Source organism: Citrobacter sp. S-77, from assembly GCF_963864895.1.
Taxonomy (GTDB): Bacteria; Pseudomonadota; Gammaproteobacteria; order Enterobacterales; family Enterobacteriaceae; genus Citrobacter; species Citrobacter murliniae.
Genome location: NZ_CAWLWU010000002.1, coordinates 3,903,324 through 3,916,992, shown reverse-complemented (window position 1 = coordinate 3,916,992; position 13,669 = coordinate 3,903,324). Strand labels below are relative to the sequence as shown.

The window sequence follows — 13,669 nt, the reverse complement described above, 5'->3', positions numbered from 1 at the left end:
AACTGAGGTAATGTCGTGGATAAAGAGTTACTGGAAGCAGGTTACCGGGCCTATACCGGCGAGAAGGTTGATGTCTATTTCAATACGGCGATATGCCAGCATTCGGGTAATTGTGTGCGGGGAAGCGCGACGCTTTTTAACCTGAAACGTAAACCGTGGATCATCCCGGATGAAGTTGATGTCGCGACGGTCATTAAGGTTATCGATACCTGTCCGAGCGGTGCGCTTAAATATCGCCAGAAATGAGTGAGAAGACCATGGATATTCTTGAAGGGCACAACAAGTTTTATGTTAACGATGCCGAGGGCAATCAGGTTGCTGAGATTGTCTTCGTGCCGACGGGCGAACATCTGAGCATCATTGAACATACTGATGTTGACCCCAGCCTGAAAGGTCAGGGAGTCGGCAAGCTGCTGGTGGAGAAAGTGGTGGAAAAAATGCGCCGCGAAAACCGTAAAGTGATCCCGCTCTGTCCGTTTGCCAAACATGAGTTTGATAAAACTCGCGAGTACGACGACATTCGTGCCTGAGTTTTACTTTTCACCGGATGACGCAACGCGCATCCGGTGCGTCCACAATAGTTCCCCTCATCGGGCATATTACTCCCGATGCAGCAGATCCTGATAAATCCCCGTCAGTACCCCTTGTGGGCCAAACTCCTTTTTAATCCACTGTGTCACCCGCCCGGTTGCCGAGTGCTGGGTCGCCAGTAGCATGCGCGAATCCTGGCGTGGGTTATGGATCTGTCGCGTCACCAGCAGCGATTTTTCCATTGCTTCGCGCACCATATAGTCGGGTAGAAAACCGATGCCTTCGCCGAGGATCTGACACTGGCACTTGGTATTAAAATCGGGCACCAGGATTGATTCCTGCCCGTGCAGCAGCCAGCCGACCTTCTTGTTAATAGTGTGCGCGGTATCTTCTACCATGATGTTCGGATACAAACGCAGCTGACTCTCTGAAATCGGCTCAGGCATAAAGGCCAGCGGGTGATCAGGTGCGATGGCGAACGACCAGCGGATCGCGCCAATCTCGGTGTAATCGATCCCGCCACCGTCCAGTAGCGTGTCTGGCGCGCCAATGGCGATATTGGCCTGGTTATTGATGATGGAATCCCAGACGCCGTTATAGACCTCCGTGGTCACGGTTATCTGGCAGGTTGGAAACTGTTTCTTAAGTACCTGTAACAGTCGCGCGGTATGCTTCGGGGTATACAGCAGTTGATTAATACAAATGCGCACCCGAGCCTCAATGCCCTGGGAGATCGTATCAATGCTGCGCTTGATGGCGTGAAAGTCGTTGAGCAGGTCTGTCGCTTTGCGAAAGAAATAGCGCCCGGACTCGGTCAGCTCAATGCTGCGGGTACTGCGGGTAAACAGCACCACATCCAGCCCCATTTCCATGCGCTTGATGGTATAACTGATGGCGGAGGTGGTTAAACCCAGCTCCTCGGCGGCCTTGCTGAAGCTGCTGTAGCGGGCAGCCATCGTAAACGCCAGCAGGTTTTCCTCGGTAAATATTGAATTCATTCCTTCTCCCCTGAGTCCACAACCCGCGATACGATGATTGTTGAATGTATTTGTAATCCTTATGGAGAGCAATCAGTTTTGAACAGAATTTAACACTAGGGTTACATTTGATTTGAAGGCAATCACACTTCTGTGTTTTAGTTGCAGGCCGCTATCCGTGCAGCATACCGCTTTATTTCCCCTATGACTGATTAATAGCTGAAAGACCGTTAGTCATAAGAGAAAGATTGCACTACAGCACATTTTGTTCTCATTATTAAATTTGTTTCAACAATCGACTCACTTACGATGAATGAAATTTAAGCGGATGTTATTCTCCGTACTCTGTTGCTATTCTCAGGTTATCGGATATTTAAAAAGTCTAAAAAACTGCAGGAGAGCGATTATGTCAGAGAAAGAACTCATTACTGAATTTCTGCTGGCGGCAGAACAGGGCAATGCCGAAGGATTAAAATCCTGTCTGGCAAATAATGTGGATATTAATGCCACTAACCGCCAGGGCCGTACCGCCATAATTATTGCCAGCCTGAATAAGCATTATGACTGCGTTTCTTTATTGATTGACGCCGGTGCCGATATTAATAAACAAGATCAAACTTGTTTTAACCCCTTCCTGATTAGCTGCCTGACTAATGATTTAACGCTGCTGCGTACGGTATTACCTGCCAATCCCGATCTCGAACGACTGAGCCGTTTTGGCGGCGTTGGTATTACGCCAGCCAGCGAAAAAGGTCACGTTGAGATCGTACGTGAATTACTGCAGCGTACCGATATCAATGTAAACCATACCAACTTTGTCGGCTGGACGCCGTTGCTGGAAGCCATCGTACTTAATGATGGCGGCGCGAAGCAGCAGGAAATCGTCAAGCTGCTGCTCGACAATGGCGCCAACCCGCACATGACGGATAAATACGGTAAAACCCCGCTGGAGCTGGCGCGGGAGAAAGGGTTCCATGAAATCGCCGAGCTGCTGATTGCCGCCGGAGCCTGACAGAGGAGCGCCACTATCGCCACGCCATCACGGCGATGCGTGCGGGCGCTAACTGCAGACGGCGCGTTTCTTGCGTATCGGGGAACGGGGCGAGTTGAACAGGTTTTTTCCCGCGCGGTGAACCTGTTCATACCGGAACAGCAGCGATTGTTTACGTTATTGAGTGAGTGCTGCGATAACGCGCCTAACAGCTGTCGGCTGGCGCTGACGCATTGCGAAGATCTGTTTCAACCCGGTGAGCCGGTGAGTTTTACGCAGTCAGGGATCGCTGTTGGTTATGATAAATGGATAGAGACCTCTGGTTGCCTGATGTGGCAAATGCCTCGTGGGTCGCCAGATGCAGAGCGCTTCACCACAATATCCTGGCGCCACTGGGCAGAGGTTATCCGCCAACAGCTTAATCGCGACGACACATTATTTCTGTACCAGGGGGATAATCCGTTTTACCAGGAAATTACTCGTGAATTACAACTGCGCCGCCAAAGTTTAATAACGGCGCTGAGTACGGGAGAAAATATCTGTGTTGCGGTCAGCGATTTAATTGGTCTTGGAATAGGGCTGACGCCATCGTCTGATGATTATTTAGTAGGCCTGAGTACAATTTTATTTATTAGTGGGCATCCGCTGAATAAGTATCGACAAGATTTTTTAACGGCATTACAGATTGCCGGAAATAACACAACCTTACTCAGCAAAATAACGCTGGAAGAGGCGTTTCATCAACGTTATCGGGAAAGTGTCACGCGGTTGGTGACCCATATTATTACTGAGCAACCACACGTTGCTACGAAAATTATTACTGACATTAAAAATATCGGCTCAAGTTCTGGCTGCGACATGCTGTACGGCATGGCGGATGCCTGCGCCCTGAGCCAACGGTCCGGAGGGAATTATGTCGATCAGGATAGTTGTTAAAAAGAACACGTATTTTGATTCTGTCTCACTGATGTCTATCTCTACGCGCGCTAATAAGCTTGATGGTGTGGAGCAGGCGTTCGTGGCGATGGCAACGGAAATGAACAAGGGCGTGCTGAAGAATCTCGGTCTGCTTACGCCTGAGCTGGAAGAGGCAAAGAGTGGCGATCTAATGATTGTCATTAAAGGTGCGAGTGAGGCCGCGAACGAGCAAACGTTGGTGGCGATAGAGGAACTGTTCACGCATAAGGAACAAGGTGGGCAGCACGAAGCACGTTATGCCACGCTCGCCAGTGCTAAAAAACATGTCCCCGACAGCAACCTCGCGGTGATATCGGTAAATGGTCTGTTCGCGGCCCGCGAGGCGCGTCAGGCGCTGCAAAACAACCTCAACGTAATGTTGTTTTCTGACAACGTTTCCCTTGATGACGAACTGGCTCTTAAACAGCTGGCGCATGAAAAAGGGTTGTTGATGATGGGGCCTGATTGCGGTACCGCCATTATTAACGGCGCGGCGCTCTGTTTTGGGAACGCGGTGCGTCGCGGCAATATCGGCATTATTGGGGCATCTGGCACCGGTAGTCAGGAGCTCAGTGTGCGCATTCACGAATTTGGCGGTGGCATTTCCCAGTTGATCGGCACCGGTGGACGCGATCTGAGCGAGAAGATTGGCGGCCTGATGATGCTCGATGCGATAGGTATGCTGGAGGCCGATCCACAAACTGAGATCATTGCGCTGATCTCTAAACCGCCAGCACCTGCGGTAGCCCGTAAGGTGCTGGAACGTGCGCGCGCCTGCTTTAAACCGGTGGTGGTCTGTTTCCTCGGACGTGAAGCTGCGCCTGCGGACGAAGAGGGTCTGCAGTTCGCTCGCGGCACTAAAGAAGCGGCATTGAAAGCAGTGCTGCTGGGTGGCGTGAAAAAAGAGAGTCTTGATCTGCATCCGCTCAACTGGCCGCTGATTGAAGAAGTTCGCGCCCGTCTGACGCCGCAGCAAAAGTATATTCGCGGACTGTTCTGTGGCGGCACGCTGTGTGATGAAGCGATGTTTGCCGCCATGGAAAAACATGCCGAGGTGTACAGCAACATTCATCCGGACCCGGCGTTCCGCCTGCAGGATCTCAACCGTAGTGTGGCGCATACCTTCCTTGATTTTGGTGATGATGATTTCACCAACGGCAAGCCCCATCCAATGATCGATCCGACCAACCGCATCAGTCGTTTGTTGCAGGAAGCGAGAGATCCTGAAGTCGGCGTGATCGTGATGGATTTCGTCCTTGGATTTGGATCGCATGAAGATCCGGTTGGCGTGATGATCGACGCGATCAATGAAGCGAAAGCCATCGCTGCCGCTGACGGTCGTCCTCTGGAAATTCTCGGCTATGTTCTGGGGACCGACCTGGATACGCCATCGCTGGAAAAACAGTGCCAGATGCTGACTGATGCCGGCGTTATCTGGGCGAGCAGTAGCACCAACACCGGATTGCTGGCGCGTGAATTTATCTGTAAAGGGGAGGAAGCCTGATGAGCCAGACACTGTTTAACCAGCCGCTGAATGTGATTAACGTCGGTATCGCGATGTTCAGCGATGACCTTAAAAAGCAGAACGTGCCCGTTACTCAACTCGACTGGACACCGCCAGGCCAGGGCAATATGCAGGTGGTTGCGGCACTGGATCAGATTGCTGATTCACCGCTGGCAGACAAGATTGCCGCCGCTAACCAGCAGGCGCTGGAACGTATTATTAAGTCGCATCCGGCGCTGATTGGCTATGACCAGGCCATCAATGTGGTACCTGGAATGACCCGTAACACGATTCTGCATGCCGGACCGCCGATCCGCTGGGAAAAAATGTGCGGTGCGATGAAAGGTGCAGTCACCGGCGCGCTGGTATTTGAAGGGTTGGCGAAAGATCTGGATGAAGCCGCCGAGCTTGCCGCTTCGGGCGAAATTAACTTCTCGCCGTGCCACGAACATGACTGCGTGGGATCGATGGCGGGCGTAACGTCCGCGTCGATGTTCATGCACATCGTGGAGAACAAAACTTACGGCAACCGCGCATATACCAATATGAGCGAGCAGATGGCAAAGATCCTGCGCATGGGAGCGAACGATCAAAGCGTTATCGATCGCCTTAACTGGATGCGTGATGTGATGGGACCGATGCTGCGTGATGCGATGAAACTGGCGGGTGAAATCGATTTACGCCTGATGCTGGCACAGGCGCTGCACATGGGCGATGAGTGCCATAACCGCAACAACGCCGGTACGGCACTGTTAATTCAGGCACTGACTCCGTGGATTATCCAGACCGGCTATCCGGTTGAGCAACAACGTGAAGTGTTCGAATTTGTGCTCAGCAGCGACTATTTCTCCGGTCCAACGTGGATGGCGATGTGTAAAACCGCCATGGATGCTGCGCACGGCATTGAATACAGCACGGTGGTGACGACGATGGCGCGTAATGGCGTTGAGTTCGGCCTGCGTATCAGCGGCTTACCGGGCCAGTGGTTTACCGGTCCGGCACAGCAGGTGATTGGCCCGATGTTCGCGGGCTATAAGCCGGAAGACTCCGGGCGTGATATCGGCGACAGCGCCATTACCGAAACCTACGGTATTGGCGGCTTCGCGATGGCCACCGCACCAGCCATCGTGGCGCTGGTGGGTGGTACGGTTGAAGAAGCCGTCGACTTCTCCCGCCAGATGCGTGAAATCACCCTCGGTGAAAACCCAAACGTCACCATTCCGCTGCTCGGTTTTATGGGCGTGCCAACCGCGATCGACATTACGCGTGTGGGCAGCACCGGTATTCTGCCGGTGATCAACACCGCCATTGCGCACAAAGATGCGGGGATCGGCATGATCGGCGCCGGAATAGTACACCCGCCGTTCGCCTGCTTTGAAAAGGCGATCCTCAACTGGCGTGACCACTACTGCTAATAACAACCACAGGGGCTAACACCGTTAGCCCCACGGTAGCGAAGAGAAAAACGTTGCTTACCTGCAGGGCTGGGCGATCTCCGTGATCGCAAACGATGCTTAACCTGTAAAGGATATTCCATGAACAACATAAAACTAGAATGGAAACGTGGTGACTGGGCGGCTTACTTCGGGCTGATGACCAACAACCTGACTAACCTGCTGACAATGATGGGGCTACTCATTTTTGTTGTCGGGATCCCTACTGAAATTGTCTACGGCCGAATTGCACCCGCCTTTGGTCTGGCGGTGCTGGTGGCCAGCATCTGTTATGCCTGGTTTGGCTTGCAGATGGCGAAACATACCGGGCGTAACGACGTGACGGCGCTGCCGTCCGGGCCAAGCGCACCGTCGATCTTTACTGTGACCTTCCTGGTACTAATGCCGGTGTATCAGCAAACGAAAGACGCCAACTTCGCTATTCAGATAGCGCTGGTATGGTGCTTTGTTGAAGCGTTGATCCTGGTCGGTGGTTCATTCCTCGGTGAGACCATCCGCAAAATGATACCGCGCACAGTGCTGCTTTCCTGTTTATCTGGCCTGGGTCTGTTGCTGTTGGCAATGAACCCGATGTTGCAGGCATTTGAAGCGCCAACTGTCTCTTTCATCGTCCTGCTGCTGATCTTCATTAACTGGTTTGGTAAGAAACCGATTTTTGCCCGCATTCCTACCGGTTTGCTGCTGCTGATTGCCGGTACGGCATTGGCGTGGATCTCCGGCTTGCAAAGCCCTGAAGCGATCAAAGCCTCAATGTCCTCTTTTGGCTTTAACCCGCCGGAAGTCCATGTCGACAGCTTCCTGCAAGGCCTGCCGCACGCGCTGCCGTATCTGGCTTCTGCGGTTCCTCTGGGTCTGGCGAACTATATTTTTGACCTTGAGAATATTGAAAGTGCGCACGCTGCGGGAGATGAGTACAACACCCGTAAGGTCATGATGGCGAACGGTTTTGCATCCATGCTTGGCTGTATGTTGGGGAACCCGTTCCCGGTCACAGTCTACGTTGGACATGCGGGCTGGAAAGCGATGGGAGCCAGTATTGGTTATACCCTCGCATCGGGTATCACCATGTTCCTGGTGCCGTTGTTTGGTCTGGGGGCGTTTATGCTCGCCATTATTCCGATGACCGCGATAGTGCCGATCCTGGTGTTTATCGGCGTAGTGACCGCCAATCAGGTGGTACGAGAAACGCCCAAAGTCGAGGTCCCCGTCATCTTCATCTGTCTGTTCCCATGGATTGCCAACTGGGCGCTGACCATCGTCAACAGCGTGATGGGCGCGGCCGGAACGTCAGCGGCGAAACTGGGTAGCAATCTGTTGCACAGCAAAGGCGTGTATTACGACGGGCTGGTTCATCTGGGAAGCGGCGCGCCGTTGGCCAGTATGTTGTGGGGCTGTGTCGCTATCTTCGCCATTATGAACAAGCCACTGCGCGGTGCGGTTGCCGCAGCCTTCGGCGCACTGCTGTCGCTGTTTGGTGTGATCCACTCCCCGGCGGTTGGCTTTGCGGAAGGCAGTTCGATGATGTTTGTTCTGGCCTACCTGATGATGAGCGGCATGTTTGTCATCAAACATGTTCTCGACAGCCGTGAAGCGGTAACTGCGCCTGAGCAGGAACCAACGAAAACTACCTGAATCGCCTGCAAGCGGAAGATGACACTATGAAAGAACTTGTGGTCGTTGCCATTGGCGGCAACAGCATTATCAAAGATAACGCCAGCCAGTCGATTGAGCACCAGGCTGAAGCGGTGAAAGCGGTCGCAGATACGGTGCTGGAGATGTTGGCATCGGACTACAACATTGTGCTGACGCACGGTAACGGGCCACAGGTTGGACTCGATCTGCGGCGTGCGGAAATCGCGCATGAGCGTGAAGGTTTACCACTCACCCCGCTGGCCAACTGCGTAGCCGATACCCAGGGGGGCATCGGCTACCTGATCCAGCAGGCGTTAAATAACCGTCTGGCGCGTCGCGGGGAGCAGAAAGCGGTGACCGTGGTGACGCAGGTGGAGGTCGACAAGAACGATCCCGGTTTTGCTAATCCGACCAAGCCTATCGGGGCGTTCTTTAGCGAAGCGCAGCGTGATGAGCTACAGCGGGTCAATCCGGGCTGGCGTTTTGTGGAGGATTCCGGGCGCGGTTACCGTCGTGTTGTTGCGTCTCCGGAGCCAAAGCGCATTGTCGAAGCGGAGGCGATTAAAACGCTGACCCAGCAGGGCTTTGTGGTGATTGGCGCGGGGGGCGGTGGGATCCCGGTAGTGCGTAGCGAGCAGGGGGATTATCACAGCGTGGACGCGGTGATTGATAAAGATCTCTCTACCGCGCTGTTGGCGCAGGAGATCCGCGCTGACATCCTGGTGATCACCACCGGTGTAGAGAAAGTGTGTATTCACTTCGGCAAACCTAACCAGCAGGCGCTGGACACGGTCGATATCGCGACGATGACCCGTTACATGCAGGAAGGGCATTTCCCGCCGGGCAGCATGTTACCCAAAATTGTTGCCAGCCTGACATTCCTGGCGCGTGGCGGTAAGCGGGTGATTATCACCACGCCAGAATGTCTTCCTGCCGCGCTGCGTGGTGAAACGGGTACCCATATTGTCCATTCCTGAGAGGAGATGCGAATGAAGGAAAGTAACAGCCGCCGTGAGTTTTTAAGCCAGAGCGGAAAAATGGTGACCGCTGCCGCGTTGTTTGGCGCGGTGGCCCCGGTCGCGTATGCTGCTAATCCTGTCGGGACAACCAGTGGCGCGAAAAGCACAATGACGATTAACGATAAACACTATTATCTGGATAACGTTCTGCTGGAAGCGGGGTTTGATTACGAAAACGCCGTGGTGGTACATACCCGTACTGCGCTACAAACTGTCGAAATTCAGGACGGAAAGATTGTTGCGCTGCGTGAGAATAAGCAGCATCCGGATGCGACGTTGCCACACTACGATGCAGGCGGAAAGCTGATGCTTCCTGCCATGCGAGATATGCACATCCATCTGGATAAAACTTTTTATGGTGGCCCGTGGCGCTCACTTAATCGTCCTGCGGGCACTACCATTCAGGATATGATCCGCCTGGAGCAAAAGCTGCTGCCCGAGCTACAACCGTACACCCAGGAGCGCGCGGAAAAGCTTATTGACCTGCTGCAGTCAAAAGGTACATCGATTGCGCGCAGCCACTGCAATATTGAGCCGGTTTCCGGACTGAAAAATCTGGAAAACTTACAGGCGGTGCTGGCGCGTCGTCAGCCCGGTTTTGCCTGTGAGATCGTGGCGTTTCCCCAGCATGGTCTGCTGTTATCAAAGTCTGAACCGCTGATGCGTGAAGCGATGCAGGCGGGAGCACACTACGTTGGCGGGCTGGATCCGACCAGCGTGGATGGGGCGATGGAGAAATCCCTCGATACCATGTTCCAGATTGCGCTGGATTACGATAAAGGCGTGGATATCCATCTGCATGAAACCAGCCCGGCTGGCGTTGCGGCGGTGAATTACATGGTGGAGACCGTGGAGAAAACGCCACAGCTGAAGGGTAAACTGACCATCAGCCACGCTTTTGCATTGTCTACGCTTAATGAGCAGCAGGTGGATGAACTGGCGACTCGCATGGTGGCTCAGCAAATTACTATTGCCTCGACGGTGCCGATTGGCACGATGCACATGCCGTTGAAACAACTGCGTGACAAAGGTGTGGTGGTGATTACCGGTACCGACAGCGTGATCGACCACTGGTCACCGTATGGGCTGGGGGACATGCTGGAGAAGGCGAATCTATACGCGCAGCTCTATATTCGTCCTAATGAGCTGAATCTGTCACGGGCGCTGTTCCTCGCCACCGGCGATGTGCTGCCGTTGAATGATAAAGGTGAGCGCGTCTGGCCAAAAGCGCAGGATGAGGCCAGTTTTGTACTGGTTGATGCCTCCTGCTCAGCAGAAGCGGTTGCAAGGATCTCTCCACGTACAGCGACCTTCCATAAAGGGCAACTGGTGTGGGGAAATGTCGCCAGCTAGCGTCATTCCACGCGCAGTGGTACAGGTTGCTGCGCGTTTCCTCTCTTTTTCGTTCCTAACCCATGATGCCCATATAGCCGTGGATCCCCATATACAATCCGACCATGCCGATGAGTGCGCTGGAAAAATAGGGGGCTTTACGTGCCAGTGTGTTAAATCCGCTCCAGCGTTTTGCCGCCTGCTGCACGCTGATTGCCGCACCGACACCTACCGTCACCAGCGTCAGCGCCAGCCCGAGGCTAAAGCACAGCACCATTGTTGCTCCCAGCGTGAAGGCTTTGAGCTGGATGCAGATCAGCAAGACCGTAATCGCGGCTGGGCACGGGATCAGCCCCCCGGTCAGGCCAAAAAGTAAAATTTGCCCGTTAGTGACCTCTTTACCCTGAAAGCGACGCTGGATGTCGGTGGCATGTGCCCGTTCGTGAGCGTCCTGATACTCTTTCGAACCTTCGGTGAGTTCTGCCAGCACGGCATGGTCATGATCGTGGTCGTGATGATGGTGGTGATCGTCATCATGGTTATGATGCTCATGGTGCTCATGGTGCTCATGGTGGTGATGTTCGTGATCATGGTCGTGCTCGTGATGCGTCTGGGTCAGCCAGTTCTGTTCGCCTTGCCATGTCCGCCAGAACATCCACAATGCCGTGCCCAGAATGATGATGGCAGAGACAAACTGCAGCCAGGGTTCGACGGCCTGGGCGGTAAACGCTTTGCTGATATACATCCCGCCGAGCGCAATCAACCACACCACAGCGGTATGTGACAGCGTAGCCGCCAGCCCCAGCATCACCGCCTGTTTGATGGTTCCTTTAATGGCGATAATAAATGCCGCCATCATCGTCTTGGAATGTCCCGGTTCCAGACCGTGTAACACGCCCAATAAAATCGCGCTGGGAATAAAGAACCAGGCATTACCTTGCTGAAGAAGCGTAGAAAACTCACCCATGAGAATGATTCTTAGTTGTTTTGTTTCGCCAGATTCTACTCCCCCCCAGTACAGAATACTACCCCCCAGTAGATCGGCGCGGTATAGTGAGCCGTGATTTATGCAACGGGGACAGGACGATGTCACATACGATCCGCGACAAACAAAAGCTCAAGGCCCGTGCCAGTAAGATTCAGGGGCAGGTGGCGGCGCTGAAAACCATGCTTGATGAACCGCATGAATGCGCGGCGGTGTTACAACAGATTGCGGCGATCCGCGGGGCGGTAAACGGGTTAATGCGAGAAGTGATTAAAGGTCACCTGACTGAGCATATTGTGCATCAGGGCGATGAAATAAAACGCGAAGAAGATTTGGGTGTGGTGCTGAAGGTACTGGATTCCTACATCAAGTAAGGCGATATGCGGCTCATTCACCCACTGATGAACGAGCCGTTGCATAACATTTTTAGCCGAAAAACATCACCGAAACACACAGCAGACCCACAATCAGGGTAATCAAATTGCCCACTGAACGGTACGGCTTCAGAGCCGGGATCAAATAGGTCGACAGCGTCGGCATGATGAAAAGAATCATGGCGATGAGCGGCCCGCTGATGGCGTAAATCATTGAGATGGCATTCGGGTTAATGCAGCAAATGATAAACGTGATCGTCGAGACCAGCATGATCGACAAGGCGCGGTTAAAGGCCCGGCTTTTCTTCACTCCCACCTGATGCAACGACGTTTTTACGACTTCGGTTGCTCCTTCAATCACGCCAAAGTACGTACCCAGAAACGATTTTGACATCGCCACAATGGCTACGATAATCCCTGAAATCGACAGCCATGCAGGGGCGTTCGGCATCATTGAGAGCGCTGACAAAATCGTCACGCCTTCATTTCTTGCGTCTTCAATATAATTTACTGGAATAGAAAGTAAGCAGCTGAAGACGAAAAACAGCACGCTCAGACAGATGATTACGTAGGCTACTTTCATGATTTTTTTGCATTTACCCATGGCCTGCTCGCCGTATTTCTCGCGTCTGTCGATGGCAAACGTGGAGATGATTGGCGTATGGCTAAAAGCAAAAACCATCACGGGGATTGATATCCATACCTGATGAAGCGTGTGTTGATCGAAAGACATCTGGCCGGTGAGTAACGTAGGCTGCCAGCTTCCGGTCAGATAGAGCGAAAGGAACAAAAAGTAAGCGATGAGTGGGAACACCAGAAATCCCATCACCCGAATAGTGGCTTGTCGCCCCATCAGAAAAATGAGATTCAGTACCAGCACCACGCCAAGGCTGACGAGCATGCGGATGCGTAGATCCACGGTGATATGTTTTGCCAGCTGTTCTGTGAGGGAGTTGGTGATTGCCACGGCGTAGATCAGCACGACCACAAAGAAGGCAACAAAATAGAGAGTGGTGATTAAGCTACCAATCTTTTTGCCGTAGTAGTGCGTTACCGCACCGGTGATCCCTTCACCAGCTGATGTTTTCGATGACAGGATAAACTGGCACAGAGCCTTGTGTGGCCAGTAAGTTAAAGGCCAGGCAACAAGTGCGGTGATAAACAATACGACCGCCCCAGCAGAACCCAGCTGTATGGGGAGAAATAGGGTTCCTGCGCCGACGGCAGTCCCATATAACGCGAAGCTCCAGAGAGTCTCTTCTTTTGACCAAATTTTCGACATTATTTGAACGTATCAACTATAAAATAAACAAAAAGAAGCGCAATTTACCACAAATGAGAGGTGCTGGGGGAGGTGTGAACAAGTGGGCTGGTGAATGGATGAATAGCCGGAATCGGGATAATTCCGACTATTCGTTGAATTATCAGGCAGTAACGCGCTGCTGACGGCGCTTCATCACGCGTTCACGCACCGTGTCGTATGCCCAGTTATAAAACATGGTGTACGGCAGGAAGAACAGGAAGAAACCTATTTCTAGCGTGAATGCCTGCAGCAGACTGACGCTCAGCACATACGACACGATGGTTACCCCGATAACGATAAAACCACTTTCGAAACCTAAGGCGTGAAATGCCCGTACTTTCGCCGTACGTTTCACCAGGTGTGACGGCCACAAGCGATCAAACAGGGCGTTATAAATGATATTCCAGATCATCGCTGTGGTAGCCAGGAGTACGGTCAATCCGCCCATTTCCAGCACCGAACGTTGCATCAACCATGCGGTGGTTGGTGCGAGAATAGCGGTGGCAATGCCCTCAAAACAGACGGCGTGAAAAATACGTTCCAGTAACGAACGGCGTTGGACTGTATCGTGTTGCATAACGTAAAACCTTCTTTGATGCCCGGATAACGG

Annotated in this window: 14 protein-coding genes; 10 read left to right on the top strand and 4 right to left on the bottom strand. The window is 52.8% G+C overall.

The features are described from left to right. The first annotated feature begins 15 nt into the window (after window positions 1-15). Together yjdI and AACS05_RS19180 are read left to right on the top strand one after the other, a co-directional pair. Window positions 16-246 carry a 4Fe-4S mono-cluster protein YjdI gene (yjdI, locus tag AACS05_RS19185; RefSeq protein WP_045447095.1) on the top strand — a complete coding sequence of 77 codons (231 nt, stop codon included), beginning with the start codon at window positions 16-18 and terminating at the stop codon, window positions 244-246. 11 nt (window positions 247-257) lie between these two features. Further along, the gene (locus AACS05_RS19180) at window positions 258-530 is read left to right on the top strand and encodes a GNAT family N-acetyltransferase (RefSeq protein ID WP_045447092.1); all 273 of its coding nucleotides are present in this window, start codon (window positions 258-260) and stop codon (window positions 528-530) included. Between the two features lie 69 nt (window positions 531-599). Here the strand turns inward: AACS05_RS19180 and AACS05_RS19175 are convergent, their stop codons facing one another. Continuing rightward, window positions 600-1,529, bottom strand: a complete 930-nt coding sequence (locus AACS05_RS19175; protein ID WP_045447089.1) for a LysR substrate-binding domain-containing protein — start codon at window positions 1,527-1,529, stop codon at window positions 600-602. Between the two features lie 385 nt (window positions 1,530-1,914). On the opposite strand from AACS05_RS19175, the gene AACS05_RS19170 reads away from it, so the two are divergent. From AACS05_RS19170 to AACS05_RS19140, 7 genes are all read left to right on the top strand, one after another. After that, window positions 1,915-2,520: an ankyrin repeat domain-containing protein gene (locus AACS05_RS19170; protein ID WP_045447086.1), complete on the top strand. Its 606-nt coding sequence runs from the start codon at window positions 1,915-1,917 to the stop codon at window positions 2,518-2,520. Between the two features lie 39 nt (window positions 2,521-2,559). After that, the gene (locus tag AACS05_RS19165; protein ID WP_045447083.1) at window positions 2,560-3,435 is read left to right on the top strand and encodes a DUF2877 domain-containing protein; all 876 of its coding nucleotides are present in this window, start codon (window positions 2,560-2,562) and stop codon (window positions 3,433-3,435) included. Beyond that, entirely contained in the window at window positions 3,413-4,960 is a 1,548-nt protein-coding gene (gene fdrA, locus AACS05_RS19160) for an acyl-CoA synthetase FdrA (RefSeq protein WP_045447080.1), read from the top strand. The genes AACS05_RS19165 and fdrA overlap by 23 nt, the downstream gene beginning before the upstream one ends. Beyond that, the gene (locus AACS05_RS19155) at window positions 4,960-6,375 is read left to right on the top strand and encodes a YlbE family protein (RefSeq protein WP_045447077.1); all 1,416 of its coding nucleotides are present in this window, start codon (window positions 4,960-4,962) and stop codon (window positions 6,373-6,375) included. The genes fdrA and AACS05_RS19155 overlap by 1 nt, the downstream gene beginning before the upstream one ends. A 120-nt stretch (window positions 6,376-6,495) precedes the next feature. Continuing rightward, the gene (locus AACS05_RS19150) at window positions 6,496-8,046 is read left to right on the top strand and encodes a hypothetical protein (RefSeq protein ID WP_045447075.1); all 1,551 of its coding nucleotides are present in this window, start codon (window positions 6,496-6,498) and stop codon (window positions 8,044-8,046) included. A gap of 26 nt (window positions 8,047-8,072) precedes the next feature. Continuing rightward, window positions 8,073-9,023: a carbamate kinase family protein gene (locus AACS05_RS19145; RefSeq protein WP_045447073.1), complete on the top strand. Its 951-nt coding sequence runs from the start codon at window positions 8,073-8,075 to the stop codon at window positions 9,021-9,023. Between the two features lie 12 nt (window positions 9,024-9,035). Then, window positions 9,036-10,418 carry an amidohydrolase family protein gene (locus AACS05_RS19140; RefSeq protein WP_045447070.1) on the top strand — a complete coding sequence of 461 codons (1,383 nt, stop codon included), beginning with the start codon at window positions 9,036-9,038 and terminating at the stop codon, window positions 10,416-10,418. 55 nt (window positions 10,419-10,473) lie between these two features. Here the strand turns inward: AACS05_RS19140 and AACS05_RS19135 are convergent, their stop codons facing one another. Then, on the bottom strand, window positions 10,474-11,364 hold the full coding sequence (locus AACS05_RS19135; RefSeq protein WP_045447067.1) for a nickel/cobalt efflux protein RcnA: 891 nt from the start codon (window positions 11,362-11,364) through the stop codon (window positions 10,474-10,476). A gap of 119 nt (window positions 11,365-11,483) precedes the next feature. On the opposite strand from AACS05_RS19135, the gene rcnR reads away from it, so the two are divergent. Further along, window positions 11,484-11,756 carry a Ni(II)/Co(II)-binding transcriptional repressor RcnR gene (gene rcnR / locus AACS05_RS19130; RefSeq protein WP_045447065.1) on the top strand — a complete coding sequence of 91 codons (273 nt, stop codon included), beginning with the start codon at window positions 11,484-11,486 and terminating at the stop codon, window positions 11,754-11,756. A 52-nt stretch (window positions 11,757-11,808) separates the two neighbouring features. On the opposite strand, the gene AACS05_RS19125 is transcribed toward rcnR, so the two are convergent. Then, window positions 11,809-13,038, bottom strand: coding sequence for an amino acid permease (locus AACS05_RS19125; protein WP_045447063.1), 1,230 nt, complete (start codon window positions 13,036-13,038; stop codon window positions 11,809-11,811). 142 nt (window positions 13,039-13,180) lie between these two features. Further along, window positions 13,181-13,636, bottom strand: coding sequence for a multidrug/biocide efflux PACE transporter (locus tag AACS05_RS19120; RefSeq protein WP_045447061.1), 456 nt, complete (start codon window positions 13,634-13,636; stop codon window positions 13,181-13,183). Between the last annotated feature and the right edge of the window lie 33 nt (window positions 13,637-13,669).

Excerpts from the sequence above, each read along its gene's own strand:
- AACS05_RS19180 (WP_045447092.1), top strand. The coding sequence starts at position 258 with ATGGATATTCTTGAAGGGCACAACAAGTTTTATGTTAACGATGCCGAG.
- AACS05_RS19175 (WP_045447089.1), bottom strand. The coding sequence starts at position 1,529 with ATGAATTCAATATTTACCGAGGAAAACCTGCTGGCGTTTACGATGGCT.
- AACS05_RS19170 (WP_045447086.1), top strand. The coding sequence starts at position 1,915 with ATGTCAGAGAAAGAACTCATTACTGAATTTCTGCTGGCGGCAGAACAG.
- fdrA (WP_045447080.1), top strand. The coding sequence starts at position 3,413 with ATGTCGATCAGGATAGTTGTTAAAAAGAACACGTATTTTGATTCTGTC.
- AACS05_RS19155 (WP_045447077.1), top strand. The coding sequence starts at position 4,960 with ATGAGCCAGACACTGTTTAACCAGCCGCTGAATGTGATTAACGTCGGT.
- AACS05_RS19150 (WP_045447075.1), top strand. The coding sequence starts at position 6,496 with ATGAACAACATAAAACTAGAATGGAAACGTGGTGACTGGGCGGCTTAC.
- AACS05_RS19145 (WP_045447073.1), top strand. The coding sequence starts at position 8,073 with ATGAAAGAACTTGTGGTCGTTGCCATTGGCGGCAACAGCATTATCAAA.
- AACS05_RS19140 (WP_045447070.1), top strand. The coding sequence starts at position 9,036 with ATGAAGGAAAGTAACAGCCGCCGTGAGTTTTTAAGCCAGAGCGGAAAA.
- AACS05_RS19135 (WP_045447067.1), bottom strand. The coding sequence starts at position 11,364 with ATGGGTGAGTTTTCTACGCTTCTTCAGCAAGGTAATGCCTGGTTCTTT.
- rcnR (WP_045447065.1), top strand. The coding sequence starts at position 11,484 with ATGTCACATACGATCCGCGACAAACAAAAGCTCAAGGCCCGTGCCAGT.
- AACS05_RS19125 (WP_045447063.1), bottom strand. The coding sequence starts at position 13,038 with ATGTCGAAAATTTGGTCAAAAGAAGAGACTCTCTGGAGCTTCGCGTTA.
- AACS05_RS19120 (WP_045447061.1), bottom strand. The coding sequence starts at position 13,636 with ATGCAACACGATACAGTCCAACGCCGTTCGTTACTGGAACGTATTTTT.